This is a genomic window from Winogradskyella ouciana (assembly GCF_965284585.1).
GTDB lineage: Bacteria > Bacteroidota > Bacteroidia > Flavobacteriales > Flavobacteriaceae > Winogradskyella > Winogradskyella ouciana.
In genome coordinates this window covers 2,926,075-2,939,712 of sequence record NZ_OZ260095.1, presented here as the reverse complement: position 1 = coordinate 2,939,712, position 13,638 = coordinate 2,926,075, and the positions used below count along the sequence as shown (strand labels likewise).

Sequence of the window (13,638 nt, the reverse complement as noted above, 5' to 3'; positions counted from 1 at the left end):
AACGATTAGCAAAACATATAAACCAACCCAATATGCACAAAATCATACTAATATCCATAAGCCTAATGTTTGCTTTCAACTCAGTTTTCGGGCAGACGAACGACGAAAAATATGGAGACGACGTAAAATCAATAGATGCCATAATACATGCCTATTACGATGTTGTTTCAGGTTCTAGTAGTGATCCTTGGGAATTTGAACGCGATAAGTACATACATTCAGAACATGCAGTAATCACAAGGTTGGACGACAATGGAAAAGCCGAATCCCATACTCTTGAATCGGAATATATACCAATGGGCTTATCACCAAAAACGGATTTTTACGAAAAGGAACTTAAAAGAGAAGTCAGCAAATTTGGGAATGTTGCACAAGTTTGGAGTGCCTTTGAAATACGAACGGACCCAAAAATTGAATCCGATATTAGAGGACTAAATAGTATTCAACTTCATTATGAAAATGGACGATGGTGGATAGATAGTTGGACTTGCGAAATGGCATCTGATAAAAATTCTGTAGTGACTGAGTTCATGGCTACTGACGACTTAAGTACTTCATCTGCAATAGACGACATAAAAGAAATGGAACAGCTACAAGTACAGGGAATTCTTGAAAAAGATTCAACCCTAATTAAAAAAATACTACACAAGGAATTAATTGTAAATGCACCGAGTAATACTGTGGTTGACTTAAATATGGCTATGGAAGCTCTTAAGCTAGGATATATTGATTATACCTCCTATGAGCAAAGCATTGACAACATAAAAATTGTTGAAAACATAGGCATAGTTATGGGTTTAGAAACTGTAATGCCTACAGGTTTAACTGGTAAAGCTGGGACTACGGAAAAAAGACGGTTTACAGATATTTGGATGTATAAAGATGGACAATGGATAATGATTGCGAGACAGGCCACAAATATCTCTAATGAATGATTAAGAAAAATCCAATAGTCCAATGCTGTACTCAAAACGGAATTTCAAAAACAATGAAATTAATCGGGATATAAAAACTTTGTATATTTACCTGTATATGAAGATGGTATGGACAGTTTTGCTTTATTACTACTTTGCTAAAGCTACGTTGTAGAAACTATGACCTTCCAGAAATGGAAACCATGTCAAATGGTGAAAGAACTATTCACATTGTGGATATTGACAGCAATAACATTCATATTATTGAACGAAAATACTAATCAAAAACTCACACAGTCATGAAACATTTCACATCTTTAACACTTATTATCCTACTTCTTATTATGAGTTGTACTGATAAGCAGGATAGTAATAAAGCAATAGAGAAGAGTAGTTACCTTGACTATTCCAATAGTGATGACCAGGTTACGGGTGGAATTAAAATGATTCCAATCGAAACTCCAAAAGGCACTTTTAATGTCTATACAAAACGTATGGGAAATAATCCTAAAATGCGTGTATTGTTGCTTCATGGTGGTCCTGGAGGAACTCATGAAGAATTTGGAAATTTTGACGGTTACTTACCAAGTGAAGGTATTGAATACATTTATTATGACCAGCTCGATTCCTACTATAGTGATAAACCCAATGACTCCACGCTTTGGACTACCGAACACTTTGTTGAAGAAGTAGAACAAGTAAGAAAAGCTTTAAATCTTAATAAAGACAACTTTTATTTGTTTGGGCAGTCTTGGGGTGGAATATTAGCCTTGGAATATGCATTGAAATATCAAGATAATTTAAAAGGGCTTATAGTCTCAAATATGGTGGCTAGTGTTCCTGAATACAATACCTATGCACAAGAAGTATTAGGGCCACAACTACCAAGTGATGTCCTGAAAGAAATAAAAGAAATAGAAGCCAATAAAGATTATGCCAATCCGAGATACGAAGAACTCTTAATGGAACATTTTTATACTGAGCATATTTTACGCAAACCTTTGGAAGAATGGCCAAAATCAGTACACCTCTTATTTGAACATCTCAACTCAGAAATTTATGTCTATATGCAAGGACCGAGTGAATTTGGCATTACCGATGAAGCCACATTGAGTGATTGGGACGTTTCTGACAGACTGCAAGACATTAAAGTTCCGACTTTAATGTTAGGTGCTAAACACGACACTATGGATCCAAAATATATGGAATGGATGGCATCTGAAGTGCAAAATGGTCGCAGTATTACCACCAATGGTAGCCATCTATCTCAATTTGATGATCCTGAAACTTTTTTCCCAGCGGTAATAAGATTTATTAAGGATGTAGATGAAGGGAAGTTTAATTAAAAACGAACCACAGATAAGGCAACAACTACTTTCCAAAGGTAAAACCAGAAAGCCTGCCTGCAAGAACATATAATTTATTGCTAATCAGAGTCTGCCTTTCCACAAGTTCAGGAGCTAACAGAGTTTATTCATGGCAACCAATTTTATCTAAATATTATGGCAAAAATTATGAAGATTATGACAACAAGGAAAATAAAATTAAGTAACACAGTACAACAATGCATTTAGCTTGCCGCGAGAAAGTTAATTATCTAAGCATTGGCAATAATAACAATTAACCAAATACATAAAATTATGAGAACTTTTAAAAATTATAATGCAAAAACTTCCTTAATAGGGCTGTTTATCATCGTTTTATCTACATTTTTGTCTTTACAGTCTTGTAAAAATGATAAAAAAGAAACAGAACAAGACACTATTGTTGAAGAACAAGAAAATGTTATAGAAATTATAACAGAGGAGATGGATTTTCAAATGCCAGATACAATTTCCTCGGGGTGGAATACCTTTAGATATAAAAACCTATCACCTCAAACACATTTTTTTCTCATAGATAAGTATCCTGAAGGAAAGACTTCAGATGATGCAGAAAACCTAGTCGCCCCAGTGTTTGATAGTGCCATGAAACTCATTATGGAAGGGAAAACTGAAGAAGGCTTTGCTGAGTTTTCAAAACTTCCAGAATGGTTTAGTGAGGTTGTGTTTGTTGGTGGTTCTGGATTACTTTCTCCAAATCAAACAGGAGAAACAACACTTAATGTAAAGCCTGGGAAATACATTATTGAATGTTATGTAAAAATGAGTAATGGTGTGTTCCACACTTCAATGGGTATGACAAAAGATATTGTGGTTACTGATGCAGATTCAGGGAATAAACCACTGACTTCTGATGTTGACATTAGTATTTCGAGTACGGATGGAATTGTTTTTAATGACTCAATTAGTCCGGGTGAGCACATCTTTTCGGTATTGTATAAAGACCAAATAACACATGAAAATTTTGTTGGACACGATATTAATCTTGTTAAGCTAGATGAAAATGCCAATCTTAAAGAGTTAGAAAATTGGATGAATTGGGCTGATCCAAAAGGATTAATAGAACCAGCTCCAAACGGTGTTACTTTTATTGGTGGCGTAAATGATATGCCAGAGGGTAGTATTGGATATTTCTCTGCAAATTTAGAGCCGGGTAATTATGCGCTAATATCTGAAGTACCTAATGCATCGAGTAAAAATATGCTTAAAACATTTGAAGTCGTTGAATAGTATAATTTAAAAAGTAATAACAAATCTAAATTTAGGATGGTTATAATTGCTTACGTCAGCCTGTCTGCTATACCTTTGGCGGATAGGTTTGTTCGTTTTGCTCGTGTCATAAAGAAACCATAACCGAGACCGTTTATTGCAATCGTCTATTTCACCGCAATCATACTAATCTCCACATTAACAAACTTCGGTAAATTAGCCACTTCAACAGTTTCTCTAGCTGGAGCTGTGGCTTCGTCAAAGTATTTGGCATAAACGGAGTTGATTTTTGAAAAGTTGTTCATGTCGCTAATAAAGATGGAGGTTTTAATAACGTTTTCAAAAGTCATATCAGCAGCTTCTAAAACCGCTTTCATATTTTCCATCACTTGGTGGGTTTCTACTTCAATGGAATCCATTACCAATTCCATGGTCACTGGATTTAAAGCGATTTGCCCTGAGGTATAGAGTGTGTTGCCTACCAATACGGCTTGGTTGTAAGGTCCGATTGGTGCTGGTGCTTTTGGTGTATTTATTATTTTTTTCATTCCGTCTGTGCCTTCGTTAGGGAAGGTGTTTTGTTTGTTTCAAATTTAATGAAATTATTTCTATGGTATGGTGGGATTGCTTTGTCCTTTGTCCTTGCAATGACGTTCCATTTTTTTAGAGGAATTGCTTCGTTCACTTCGACTGTTCTTACGCTAAAGCTTCAGCGACACGCGTGCGCTTAGTGTGACACCTCGCAATGACAGTTCATTTTTGTAAAAGGAGAGCTAGTTACCTAATCGTCGGTCTGGTTGGCGACGTTGATCGTATTTTAAATCCTTCAGTAAGTTAGACTTAATACCAATAAAGAAATTCCAAGAGCTTCGATCACTGAATGGTACCCAAGTAAAATTCATACGCCAGCTCAATAAGTCGCGCTCAAAACGCAATTGTGTAAAGGTAAATCCATTGTTCAAGAAATCGTAACCTGATGATGCACCTACAGACCATCGTGGCGAAAGTTCCACATCTCCAGAAAACATCAATGAGTGTGACGATACTCGGTCTTCGCGTCTTGTATTGGTGTAGTTGGCGGCATAAGCCAAACGTAAGTTCCAAGGCATTTTATAATTATAGAACTCATTGTTTTCTTCGTCATCACCTCCTTTGCTTCGGTCTTTATCTGTGAGGCGTCTATCGGCAAAATCCTGTGTTTTACCAAAGAGATCATCCGTTCTGCTATTAGAGGTTGCAGCTCGTCTTTCGGCTTCTTCATCTTCTTCGTCAGTCGTATCCTTGCCAGAAAAACTGTCGTTATTTAATGAGTAGCTTATATTTATATTGGCAGAGGTCAGCCTGAATAAACTCCCTCCATTATTGATATTAAATTTGTCGATGAGATTATTGTTGCTATCTAAGGCATAAGGGTTTAAGGTCATCCCAAAGTTAATGTTCATCTTTTTATTGAGAATCTGGGTTCCGCCATTTACACGAACCGGACTAATATTCAGCGAATCTGCTGCAAGGTCATAGGCCGTGGAAAAGTTAAGGTTATTGAGCAAGAAGATTTTTTCCGACTCGGTTTTGGTAGAATCCTTAGACCGCACCTTGGCTTCAATATTGTTACCAACCGAAAGACCTATATTACTGGAGTAGCGGTTGCCAGGTCTTCCGAATAACGAATTTTCGAAACGCGTGTATTCCACCTGATCTATTGTGGTACCATCGGCATCAATAACATCATAGGTTTCGTAATATTGGTCAAAAGCAGGACTTACGGAATAACTTAAAGACGGACGCACTACGTGCCGTATGGCCTGTATTTTTGGGTCTTTGCCTTTCTTTTCAAAATTATACATTCCGTATAAGGTGGTTCCGATACTTGCTCCAAAGTTGTAGGTTAAAAAACGATCATAGCCGTTAATGTTAATAGGTTCTGAAGTCTCACCAACAAAAATGTTGTTACGCCTAACTGTTTTTAAGGTCCAGGTCTCTTCAAAATTTGCGTTTGTACTCACACTAAAATGATTGAAGAGCTTAAAGTTAGTCGTCACGGGAATACTATAGCGCATACCAGCCACCGCATCTTCAAACATTTCACTTTTCCCAAATAGGGAATCCGTTGTATTAATGCGATATTCACCTCTCGCATTCACCTGAAAGTTGATATTTTGTATAATGCCTTTCTTGGTGCCCGATTTTGGTGCAAATGGATACACTCTCGTCATCGAAGCCTGCATGGTCGGCAAGGTTAAATTTATGGCTTCCGTATTGGTGTTTTGATTGTGTGTCGCCGTTAAACTTAAGTTCACCTGCGGTTCACCCTGAAAAGTTTTAGAATAAGACACCGAAGACGCCAAGGTATTATTTAAGAAATTAGCTTGGTTTAACTGGTTGATGGATTGTTGATAGTATTGACTACTACCCAGGTTTACCGAAGCCGAAAATCTGGAATTTGGATTTGCCTTAGCATCTTGGTTATGTGACCACCGAATATTATATATGGTGCTTTGACTAAAGTCCGGAAAACCACGCTCGCTATTTAAAAGGTTTTCGTATCTAAAGGCTACGTTGCCCCTAAACTTATACCTTACGGCATAATTACTTTCTAAACGAAGTCCATAACTTCCGTTGGTATAATAATCACCGAGTACTGCCAAATCCACATAATCGCTTATGGCAAAATAATACCCTCCATTCTGTAGAAAGTACCCTCTATCGTTACCTGTATCTTCACCAAAGGATGGAAAAATAATTCCTGAAGTTTGCTTTTTGGTCATTGGGAAATATGCGAAAGGAATGGCTATTGGTGTGGGTACATCGTAGATGTACATTTGGCTCATCCCAGTCACAATCTTCTTATTAGGTACGATCTTGGCTCTATTCATTAAAATGTAGTACTCTGGATCGTCTAGGTTTTCTGAAGTGGTGAATTTCCCTCTAGAAATAAAATATACCGAATCGTTTTCTCGTTTTGTGCGCTCAGCAATAACAGTTCCGCCACTTTGTTCGGTTACGGAATTATAAATCAAAGCTTTTCTCGAATCCGTATTAAAAATAATAGAGTCGGGTTCTATAACATTGGCTCCCTGTGTAAAAACAGGTTTTTGCGAATAGCCAGTGGAATCTTTTATACGCCCAGCATACACTAAGTTTTTACTATAATCTATCACTATAACACCAGCTTTAATCTCCATGTCTTCGTAGAGTACTTGGGCTTCGTTATAGAGACGAATTTGCTGTTTCCTTTGGTTTATAGCCACATAGTCTGTTGCCTTGTAAGTGACAATATCCTTTAAAAAGCCTTCTGGCTTTACGGAATCCTGTTCGGTGGAATCCGTCGCTTTAGTATTAATGGGTTTATTTAATAAGGAATCCAATTCTACTTTGGTAGTGTCCTTGGCGACTAGAGTAGAGTCCTTTTTTTGATTGGCAGGAATCGTAGTGTTCTTTTTTGGTAATTCTTGGGCAAAGCTAAAAGTGTTGATAAACACTGTAAAACTCAAGGCAAAAAGTATGTGTAGACTATTTGTACGCAATCCTTTTAGATGTATTTTTGTAAAAGTATGGCTCGGTTTTTGAAACGCCAAAAGTACAGTTATTTTTTTGTGATTAATTTATTAAAATAATAAAGTTTAAAAATACTGTTTCACAACTATACGTGTGTAATAATCAGAGTTTATAAACCGTTAGATTAAATATGCAAACGAAGCGAAAATATATAATAGTATCCTTAGTTCTCACATTTATCACTTCTTTAACATGCTTTGCTTCTTTACAGGCGCAAGAGGATAAGTTCGTAGTGGTTTTAGATGCTGGCCATGGTGGACATGATCCTGGTCGACCTACAAAAAATGGCTATAAGGAAAAGGATATTGCTTTAAAGATTGTACTTAAAATAGGTGAGGAACTCGAAAAGAATCCTGATTTTAAGGTGATATACACACGTAAGACAGATGTGTTTGTAACGTTGAGAAACCGTGCTAAAATAGCCAACAAAGCCGATGCAGACCTATTTGTTTCTGTACATTGTAATGCGCATCATTCGCAAGCCTATGGTACAGAAACTTTTGTATTGGGAGCTAAAAATTCTGAACGTAATATGGCTGTTGCCAAAGCAGAAAATGAAGTGATTTTTTTAGAGGATAACTACGAGGAACACTATGCTGGCTACGATCCAAGCTCGCCAGAATCTACCATTGCCATCGGTATTGAACAAGAAGTCTATGTTGAGCAGAGCATTAATTTGGCACGTAAGGTTGAAGATAACTTCTCTGGTAAACTTAAACGAAAGAGTAGAGGCATAAAGCAGGCCAGTCTTTGGGTAATGCACAATACCTATATGCCTAGTGTCCTTATTGAAACCGGATTTATAACCAATAAAAATGAAGGAGCCTATCTCAATAGTAGTAAAGGCCAAACAGCTATTGCCAATGCTATAAGAGACGCTATAATTGTTTACAAAAAGGAATTGGATCAGAACGTTGGTAGTAGTATTCTAGACGCCAGTCAAGAAACGGTAGAAGCCTTGGAAGACATTCCCTTAATTTATGAAGACATAACATTTAAGGTACAGATTGCAGCCAGCTCTAGGGATTTAGAACCAAAATCATACAATTTTAAAGGACTTTCGGACCTGAGCAAAGAAAAGGTTGGTAAACTCTACAAGTATTTTTATGGCAGTACCTCAGATTTTAACAAAGCCAAAAGACTACAGGAGGAAGCCAAGACTAAAGGCTATTCCTCTAGCTTTGTGGTTGCCTTTAAAGAGGGCAAACAAATAGATGTTTCCGAAGCTTTAAAATCTGCCACTAATTAGAAACATTATTAATATTTTTATTCCTAATTTTGTTTTGAATCAAAGCTTAGCCCATTGAAAATTTCAAGAGAAGTTAAAACAGCCATACTCGTATTATCTGGTATCGCACTTTTTATATATTTATTTTCATTCTTAATGGGTGAAGATATATTCGAAAACTCACAGACCTACTACACCGAATTTGAATATAATGCACTGAGTTCAGCCTCACCAGTTACCATTAAAGGTAATAAAATAGGTAAGATTGAGGATATCATTTATGATTTTGAAACCGGTAAAACACGAGTTTCTTTTTCGGTTAATCCTAAATTAAAGTTTTCTAAGAACAGTAAAATCAGACTTTACCAAACCGGATTGATGGGAGGCAATGCGCTAGCCATTATTGATGCCAATGATGGAGAATTGGCAAAGCCAGGAGATTTTATAGCATCTGAAGTGAAACCAGGAATCGTTTCTGCCTTGGAAAAGGATTTTTCTAAAGTCAGTAATGATCTAGATAGCACTATCCGTTCTGCAGATACCCTAATGACCAATCTTAATGCCTTGGTGATTGATGAATCTGAAGAAGGCCTAAAGAAGACCATTGCCGAACTGAATTCTACATTAAAGTCATTCAAAAATTTATCCTATTCCATACAAGGAGTTATAAAAGATAATGACGAAAGGATTGCTTCGGTACTCGAAAATTTTGAAAAAACAAGTAAGGATTTAAGCGAATTGTCAGCTGAGTTAAAAGAAGTTGATTTGACTAAAACCGTTGAGAACCTCAATAAGACCTTAACTGGTATTCAAGGTGTAATGGCGAGTATAGATAACAACAAGGGCACACTAGGTAAGCTTTTAAACGATGATGGATTATACAATAACCTTGAAGCTGCTTCAAAAGAAATGCAATTGCTGCTATTAGATATAAAACTGCATCCTGCCAGATACAGACGTATTTTGTCTAAACGGGAAATCCCTTACGAAGAACCAACAGAAGAGCAGTTAAATAACAATTAGACTCAATTTAAGTATGGAGTACATACCAAACATTATTTTTGCCGCCATCCTGGTTTTGGGTATTGGCTATTTTACTAGAAATATTAGGAAACTTATCCGTAACATTAAATTAGGTCGAGAAGTTGATGCCAGTGATAACAAAGGGGAGCGTTGGAAAAATATGGCGCGCATTGCCCTTGGTCAAAGTAAAATGGTAAAACGACCAATAGCCGGTTTTCTTCATATTATCGTTTACGTCGGTTTTATTATTATCAATATTGAAGTTCTTGAGATTATCATTGACGGCCTTTTCGGCACTCATCGTATCGGTTTAGAAGTGTTACCAGAATCTGTTTACGGTTTTTTAATTGGTGCCTTTGAAATACTTGCTGTTCTTGTTTTAGTTTCGGTGATTGCATTTTGGATTCGTAGAAACATCATAAAGCTAAGACGCTTTATGGCTAACGAACTTAAAGGTTGGCCAAAAAGTGATGCGGATATTATTCTTTATTTTGAAGTGGTGTTGATGTGCCTGTTTTTAATTATGAATGCTACCGATACACCTTTTCAGAATATGGGTCAAGGAAACATCATTTCGCAATTTATTACACCATGGTTTGAAGGCATGTCTGAAGGAACACTTCATATTATTGAGCGTACAGCTTGGTGGTTGCACATTGTTGGTATTTTGATTTTCTTGAATTATTTATATTTTTCCAAGCATTTACACATTCTTTTGGCTTTCCCGAACACCTATTACGGACGTGTAACACCAAAAGGGCAGTTTAACAATCTTGAAGCCGTTACCAACGAGGTAAAGCTTATGATGGATCCTAATGCAGATCCTTTTGCGGCATCAGCCGAAGGAGCGGAAGAGGAAGTGCCAGAGAAATTTGGAGCAAGTGATGCCACGGATTTAAACCAAATTCAATTGCTCAATGCTTACACTTGTACTGAATGTGGACGCTGTACTGCGGAATGTCCTGCAAATTTAACAGGTAAAAAATTATCTCCTCGTAAGATTATGATGGACACACGTGACCGTCTAGAAGATATAGGGAAAAATATTGATGCCAATAACGGTGAGTTTAAAGATGATGGCAAACAGCTGTTGGGTGATTATATTACAGCAGAAGAACTTTGGGCATGTACTACTTGTAATGCCTGTGTTGAGGCTTGTCCAGTAAGTATAGATCCATTATCCATTATCATGGACATGCGTCGTTATTTGGTTATGGAGCAGAGTGCCGCGCCAATGGAACTGAATACTATGATGACCAATATAGAGAACAACGGAGCGCCTTGGCCTTATAATCAGCAAGACCGTTTAAACTGGAAAGATGAATAAAAGACAAATAATTATGCTTGTCGCCATAGCATTGATAATTTCAGGAACGATATTAATGATAGCATTGAAAGATAACGCATACAACTATTTGATTGGAGGAGGATTAATAGGTGGAGGTTTCGGTTTAATACCAGCTTTGTATTCTACAAAAGGAAAAAAATAAATATCATGAGCGAAGAACTAAAAGTGCCAACCATGGCAGAGTATATGGCAGAAGGCAAACAACCTGAGATTTTATTTTGGGTGGGTTCTGCTGGTAGTTATGATGACAGAGCCAAAAAGATTACAAGAGCTTTCGTGAAAATATTAAACAAAGCCAATGTAGATTTTGCTGTTTTAGGTGCGGAAGAAAGTAATACTGGTGATGTTGCCAAACGTGCAGGAAATGAGTTTTTGTTCCAGATGCAGGCTATGATGAATATTGAAGTGCTCAATGCTTACGAAGTTAAGCGTATTGTGACTTGCGATCCGCATTCTTTTAATTGCCTAAAAAATGAGTATCCTGGTTTAGGTGGGCATTATGATGTTGTTCATCATACGCAATTCATTAAGCAACTGATCAGTGAAGGAAAATTGACCATAGAAGGCAATACCTATAAAGGCAAGCGCATTACGTTTCACGATCCTTGTTATTTGGGAAGGGGTAATGGTGAATATGAAGCTCCAAGGGATGTTCTAAAACATACCAATGGCAATATTTTGGAAATGAAACGTCATAAACGTACAGGAATGTGCTGTGGTGCTGGTGGAGCACAGATGTTTAAAGAACCTGAAAAAGGAGACATGGATGTAAATGTCTTGAGAACAGAACAGGCCTTAGAAACAAAACCTGATATTATAGCTACAGGTTGCCCTTATTGTAATACCATGATGACCGATGGTGTAAAAGCCAAAGAAAAGGAAAATGAAGTTACTGTATTAGATATAGCCGAATTGATTGCAAACTCATAGTTTTTAATTATGCAATTTTCTAATTCCCAAATATTTACTGACGATTTGCCAAAAATCGATACTGTAGATTTAAAACCCATCTCCAAACAGTATTTAAAAATCATTGCGTTTAACAAGCTGATTTTATTCGGTATCCTCTTTAGCGCCTTATTTGCTTTAAAACAATTAATTGAAGAAGATGGCTTTCAGGATAACTTTCAGTATGTCATACTATTCGCCATAGGATTTTGCATCTTGAATTTGATAGTGTCTTTATTGGCATTTAAAAAACGAAAATATGCAATTAGAGAACACGATGTCGTTTATGCTAAAGGCCTAATCATTAACTACCTTACAACAGTACCGATTATAAGAATTCAGCATGTAGAAGTCAGCCGAAGCTGGTTAGAAAGACGCCTTGCTCTTGCAAGCTTAAAAATCTATTCAGCTGGTGAGTCGGGAAGTGACATGAAAATCAGTGGTCTTTCTGTTGGTGAAGCCAAACAAATCAACGATTTTATTAGTGCAAAGATTAATGGATAACGTTGATTTTTCACAGCCTATGCGACAATCCTCAAAAGGGATTCTTGTTATATTTGGTTTTAATCTCTTTCAGTTTTTTAAAAAATTCTTTGTGGCTTTATTGGCCATAGGCTTCTCGCTTATGCGCAAGAAAACACTCATGGGAGTCACAACCACTACAATTTCACTTTTCTTTGTTGGGTTACTTATCATCATTTTGGTAGTGGCTATATTAAAGTATCTCAATTTTAAATTCCATCTGACCAAGAATGATTTTCATTTATCCAGAGGCATAATCAACAAGGACAATACCATTATCCCTAAGTCTAAAATCCAAAATGTTTATATAAAGCAGAATTTCTTACAACAGATCATCAACGTGGTATCGGTAAATATTGAAACTGCGGGAGACAAGAAATCTGAAATTGAAATTAGCGCATTGGATAGGCCGACGGCTCTTCTGCTCAAAGACAAATTATTTAATAAAGACAGCATCCATCTTCAACAAGTTGATGAACAGCCCATCCAACCATCACAAGTGTACTTTAAGATATCCATGAAACGCCTGTTGCTGGCAGGTTTATCGCAGAATCATCTGAGGAGTTTTGGTATCATAGCGGCATTTGTCATTGGACTTTACTACCAATTTCGGGACTTTATAGAAAATTTAAATTTAAGCGATCAAGTAGAGGACTTCATCACGCTTGATGAAGCTATGATTGCTAATTTGTTGCTAACAAACCTTATCATTCTATTTTTTGTATTGCTCATTTCCGTATTGTTTTCAATAGTAAAACTCATTATTGTCAATTTTAACCTTCAGGTCATTGAGCACCAAAAAACCGTAGAAATAAACAAAGGGCTTTTCAATAAAGTGTCCTTGATTTTAACACCAAGTCGCATTCAAAATTTAATTATTAAGACCAATCGTGTAAAACGCTATTTTGGTTTGCATACGTTGTATGTTAAGCAAACTATGGTAAACCAAAAACAACAAAAGAATTTCAATATTATCGCTTTAGAGCGACCGCAGGTGGATTACTTGATAGAAAAGCTTATTGATAACTATAGTTTTAACGGTGAACGTTACAAACCAAGACCGTATTATATGAGAATATTGGCATTGCGAATGTTAATTTTTACAAGTGCCATAAATCTATTGGCAACTCTGTTTTTTGGGTATGAAGCCCTATGGGCTAATTGTATTGTTATCCCAATCGCGACACTTTTTGTCTATATATCCTATAAGAAAGCATATTATATCATTTCTGAGGATTTTGTAACGCTAGGTAGTGGTTTTGTGGATACTGTAACCAATATTCTTGAAATCCATAAGATACAAGCGGTTAAATTAAGACAATCCATTTTTCAAAAACGTCGGAAAATTGCTTCTGTAATCATTTTTACAGCGTCAAAATCCGTGACGATTCCTTACGTCAATGAATCTGAAGCAAAAAGCATATACGATTATCTACTTTTTAGAGTAGAATCCCAAGCCAAGGATTGGATGTAAAATTGTACTTTTGCCATTAGAAAAAGACACCGATT

12 protein-coding genes are annotated in these 13,638 nt (G+C 36.6%); 10 read left to right on the top strand and 2 right to left on the bottom strand.

The window, feature by feature from the left end; genetic code table 11:
* Window positions 1-32: 32 nt before the first annotated feature.
* From ACQ65V_RS13090 to ACQ65V_RS13080, 3 genes are all read left to right on the top strand, one after another.
* On the top strand, window positions 33-935 hold the full coding sequence (locus tag ACQ65V_RS13090; protein ID WP_430468246.1) for a nuclear transport factor 2 family protein: 903 nt from the start codon (window positions 33-35) through the stop codon (window positions 933-935).
* A gap of 278 nt (window positions 936-1,213) precedes the next feature.
* Window positions 1,214-2,260 carry a proline iminopeptidase-family hydrolase gene (locus tag ACQ65V_RS13085; RefSeq protein ID WP_430468245.1) on the top strand — a complete coding sequence of 349 codons (1,047 nt, stop codon included), beginning with the start codon at window positions 1,214-1,216 and terminating at the stop codon, window positions 2,258-2,260.
* Window positions 2,261-2,554: 294 nt separating this feature from the next.
* On the top strand, window positions 2,555-3,526 hold the full coding sequence (locus ACQ65V_RS13080) for a hypothetical protein (protein WP_430468244.1): 972 nt from the start codon (window positions 2,555-2,557) through the stop codon (window positions 3,524-3,526).
* Window positions 3,527-3,672: 146 nt separating this feature from the next.
* Here the strand turns inward: ACQ65V_RS13080 and ACQ65V_RS13075 are convergent, their stop codons facing one another.
* Together ACQ65V_RS13075 and ACQ65V_RS13070 are read right to left on the bottom strand one after the other, a co-directional pair.
* A complete protein-coding gene (locus tag ACQ65V_RS13075) occupies window positions 3,673-4,053 on the bottom strand; it encodes a RidA family protein (protein WP_155087603.1) in 381 nt (126 codons plus the stop codon).
* Window positions 4,054-4,278: 225 nt separating this feature from the next.
* Entirely contained in the window at window positions 4,279-7,080 is a 2,802-nt protein-coding gene (locus ACQ65V_RS13070) for a putative LPS assembly protein LptD (RefSeq protein ID WP_430468243.1), read from the bottom strand.
* A gap of 110 nt (window positions 7,081-7,190) precedes the next feature.
* Here ACQ65V_RS13070 and ACQ65V_RS13065 point away from each other — a divergent pair, with 110 nt between their 5' ends.
* From ACQ65V_RS13065 to ACQ65V_RS13035, 7 genes are read left to right on the top strand one after another with little or no spacing between them, the layout of a single operon-like run.
* The gene (locus tag ACQ65V_RS13065; RefSeq protein ID WP_430468242.1) at window positions 7,191-8,309 is read left to right on the top strand and encodes an N-acetylmuramoyl-L-alanine amidase family protein; all 1,119 of its coding nucleotides are present in this window, start codon (window positions 7,191-7,193) and stop codon (window positions 8,307-8,309) included.
* Window positions 8,310-8,363: 54 nt separating this feature from the next.
* The gene (locus ACQ65V_RS13060) at window positions 8,364-9,311 is read left to right on the top strand and encodes an MlaD family protein (protein ID WP_430468241.1); all 948 of its coding nucleotides are present in this window, start codon (window positions 8,364-8,366) and stop codon (window positions 9,309-9,311) included.
* Between the two features lie 13 nt (window positions 9,312-9,324).
* On the top strand, window positions 9,325-10,638 hold the full coding sequence (locus tag ACQ65V_RS13055) for a 4Fe-4S dicluster domain-containing protein (RefSeq protein ID WP_430468240.1): 1,314 nt from the start codon (window positions 9,325-9,327) through the stop codon (window positions 10,636-10,638).
* Window positions 10,631-10,801, top strand: a complete 171-nt coding sequence (locus ACQ65V_RS13050) for a hypothetical protein (RefSeq protein WP_430468239.1) — start codon at window positions 10,631-10,633, stop codon at window positions 10,799-10,801. Before ACQ65V_RS13055 ends, ACQ65V_RS13050 begins: the two co-directional genes overlap by 8 nt.
* A gap of 5 nt (window positions 10,802-10,806) precedes the next feature.
* Window positions 10,807-11,589: a (Fe-S)-binding protein gene (locus ACQ65V_RS13045; protein WP_155087597.1), complete on the top strand. Its 783-nt coding sequence runs from the start codon at window positions 10,807-10,809 to the stop codon at window positions 11,587-11,589.
* 9 nt (window positions 11,590-11,598) lie between these two features.
* Window positions 11,599-12,111: a PH domain-containing protein gene (locus ACQ65V_RS13040; RefSeq protein ID WP_430468238.1), complete on the top strand. Its 513-nt coding sequence runs from the start codon at window positions 11,599-11,601 to the stop codon at window positions 12,109-12,111.
* A complete protein-coding gene (locus tag ACQ65V_RS13035; RefSeq protein ID WP_430468237.1) occupies window positions 12,104-13,603 on the top strand; it encodes a PH domain-containing protein in 1,500 nt (499 codons plus the stop codon). Before ACQ65V_RS13040 ends, ACQ65V_RS13035 begins: the two co-directional genes overlap by 8 nt.
* The last annotated feature ends 35 nt before the right edge of the window (window positions 13,604-13,638 follow it).

Excerpts from the sequence above, each read along its gene's own strand:
- ACQ65V_RS13090 (WP_430468246.1), top strand. The coding sequence starts at position 33 with ATGCACAAAATCATACTAATATCCATAAGCCTAATGTTTGCTTTCAAC.
- ACQ65V_RS13085 (WP_430468245.1), top strand. The coding sequence starts at position 1,214 with ATGAAACATTTCACATCTTTAACACTTATTATCCTACTTCTTATTATG.
- ACQ65V_RS13080 (WP_430468244.1), top strand. The coding sequence starts at position 2,555 with ATGAGAACTTTTAAAAATTATAATGCAAAAACTTCCTTAATAGGGCTG.
- ACQ65V_RS13075 (WP_155087603.1), bottom strand. The coding sequence starts at position 4,053 with ATGAAAAAAATAATAAATACACCAAAAGCACCAGCACCAATCGGACCT.
- ACQ65V_RS13065 (WP_430468242.1), top strand. The coding sequence starts at position 7,191 with ATGCAAACGAAGCGAAAATATATAATAGTATCCTTAGTTCTCACATTT.
- ACQ65V_RS13055 (WP_430468240.1), top strand. The coding sequence starts at position 9,325 with ATGGAGTACATACCAAACATTATTTTTGCCGCCATCCTGGTTTTGGGT.
- ACQ65V_RS13050 (WP_430468239.1), top strand. The coding sequence starts at position 10,631 with ATGAATAAAAGACAAATAATTATGCTTGTCGCCATAGCATTGATAATT.
- ACQ65V_RS13045 (WP_155087597.1), top strand. The coding sequence starts at position 10,807 with ATGAGCGAAGAACTAAAAGTGCCAACCATGGCAGAGTATATGGCAGAA.
- ACQ65V_RS13040 (WP_430468238.1), top strand. The coding sequence starts at position 11,599 with ATGCAATTTTCTAATTCCCAAATATTTACTGACGATTTGCCAAAAATC.
- ACQ65V_RS13035 (WP_430468237.1), top strand. The coding sequence starts at position 12,104 with ATGGATAACGTTGATTTTTCACAGCCTATGCGACAATCCTCAAAAGGG.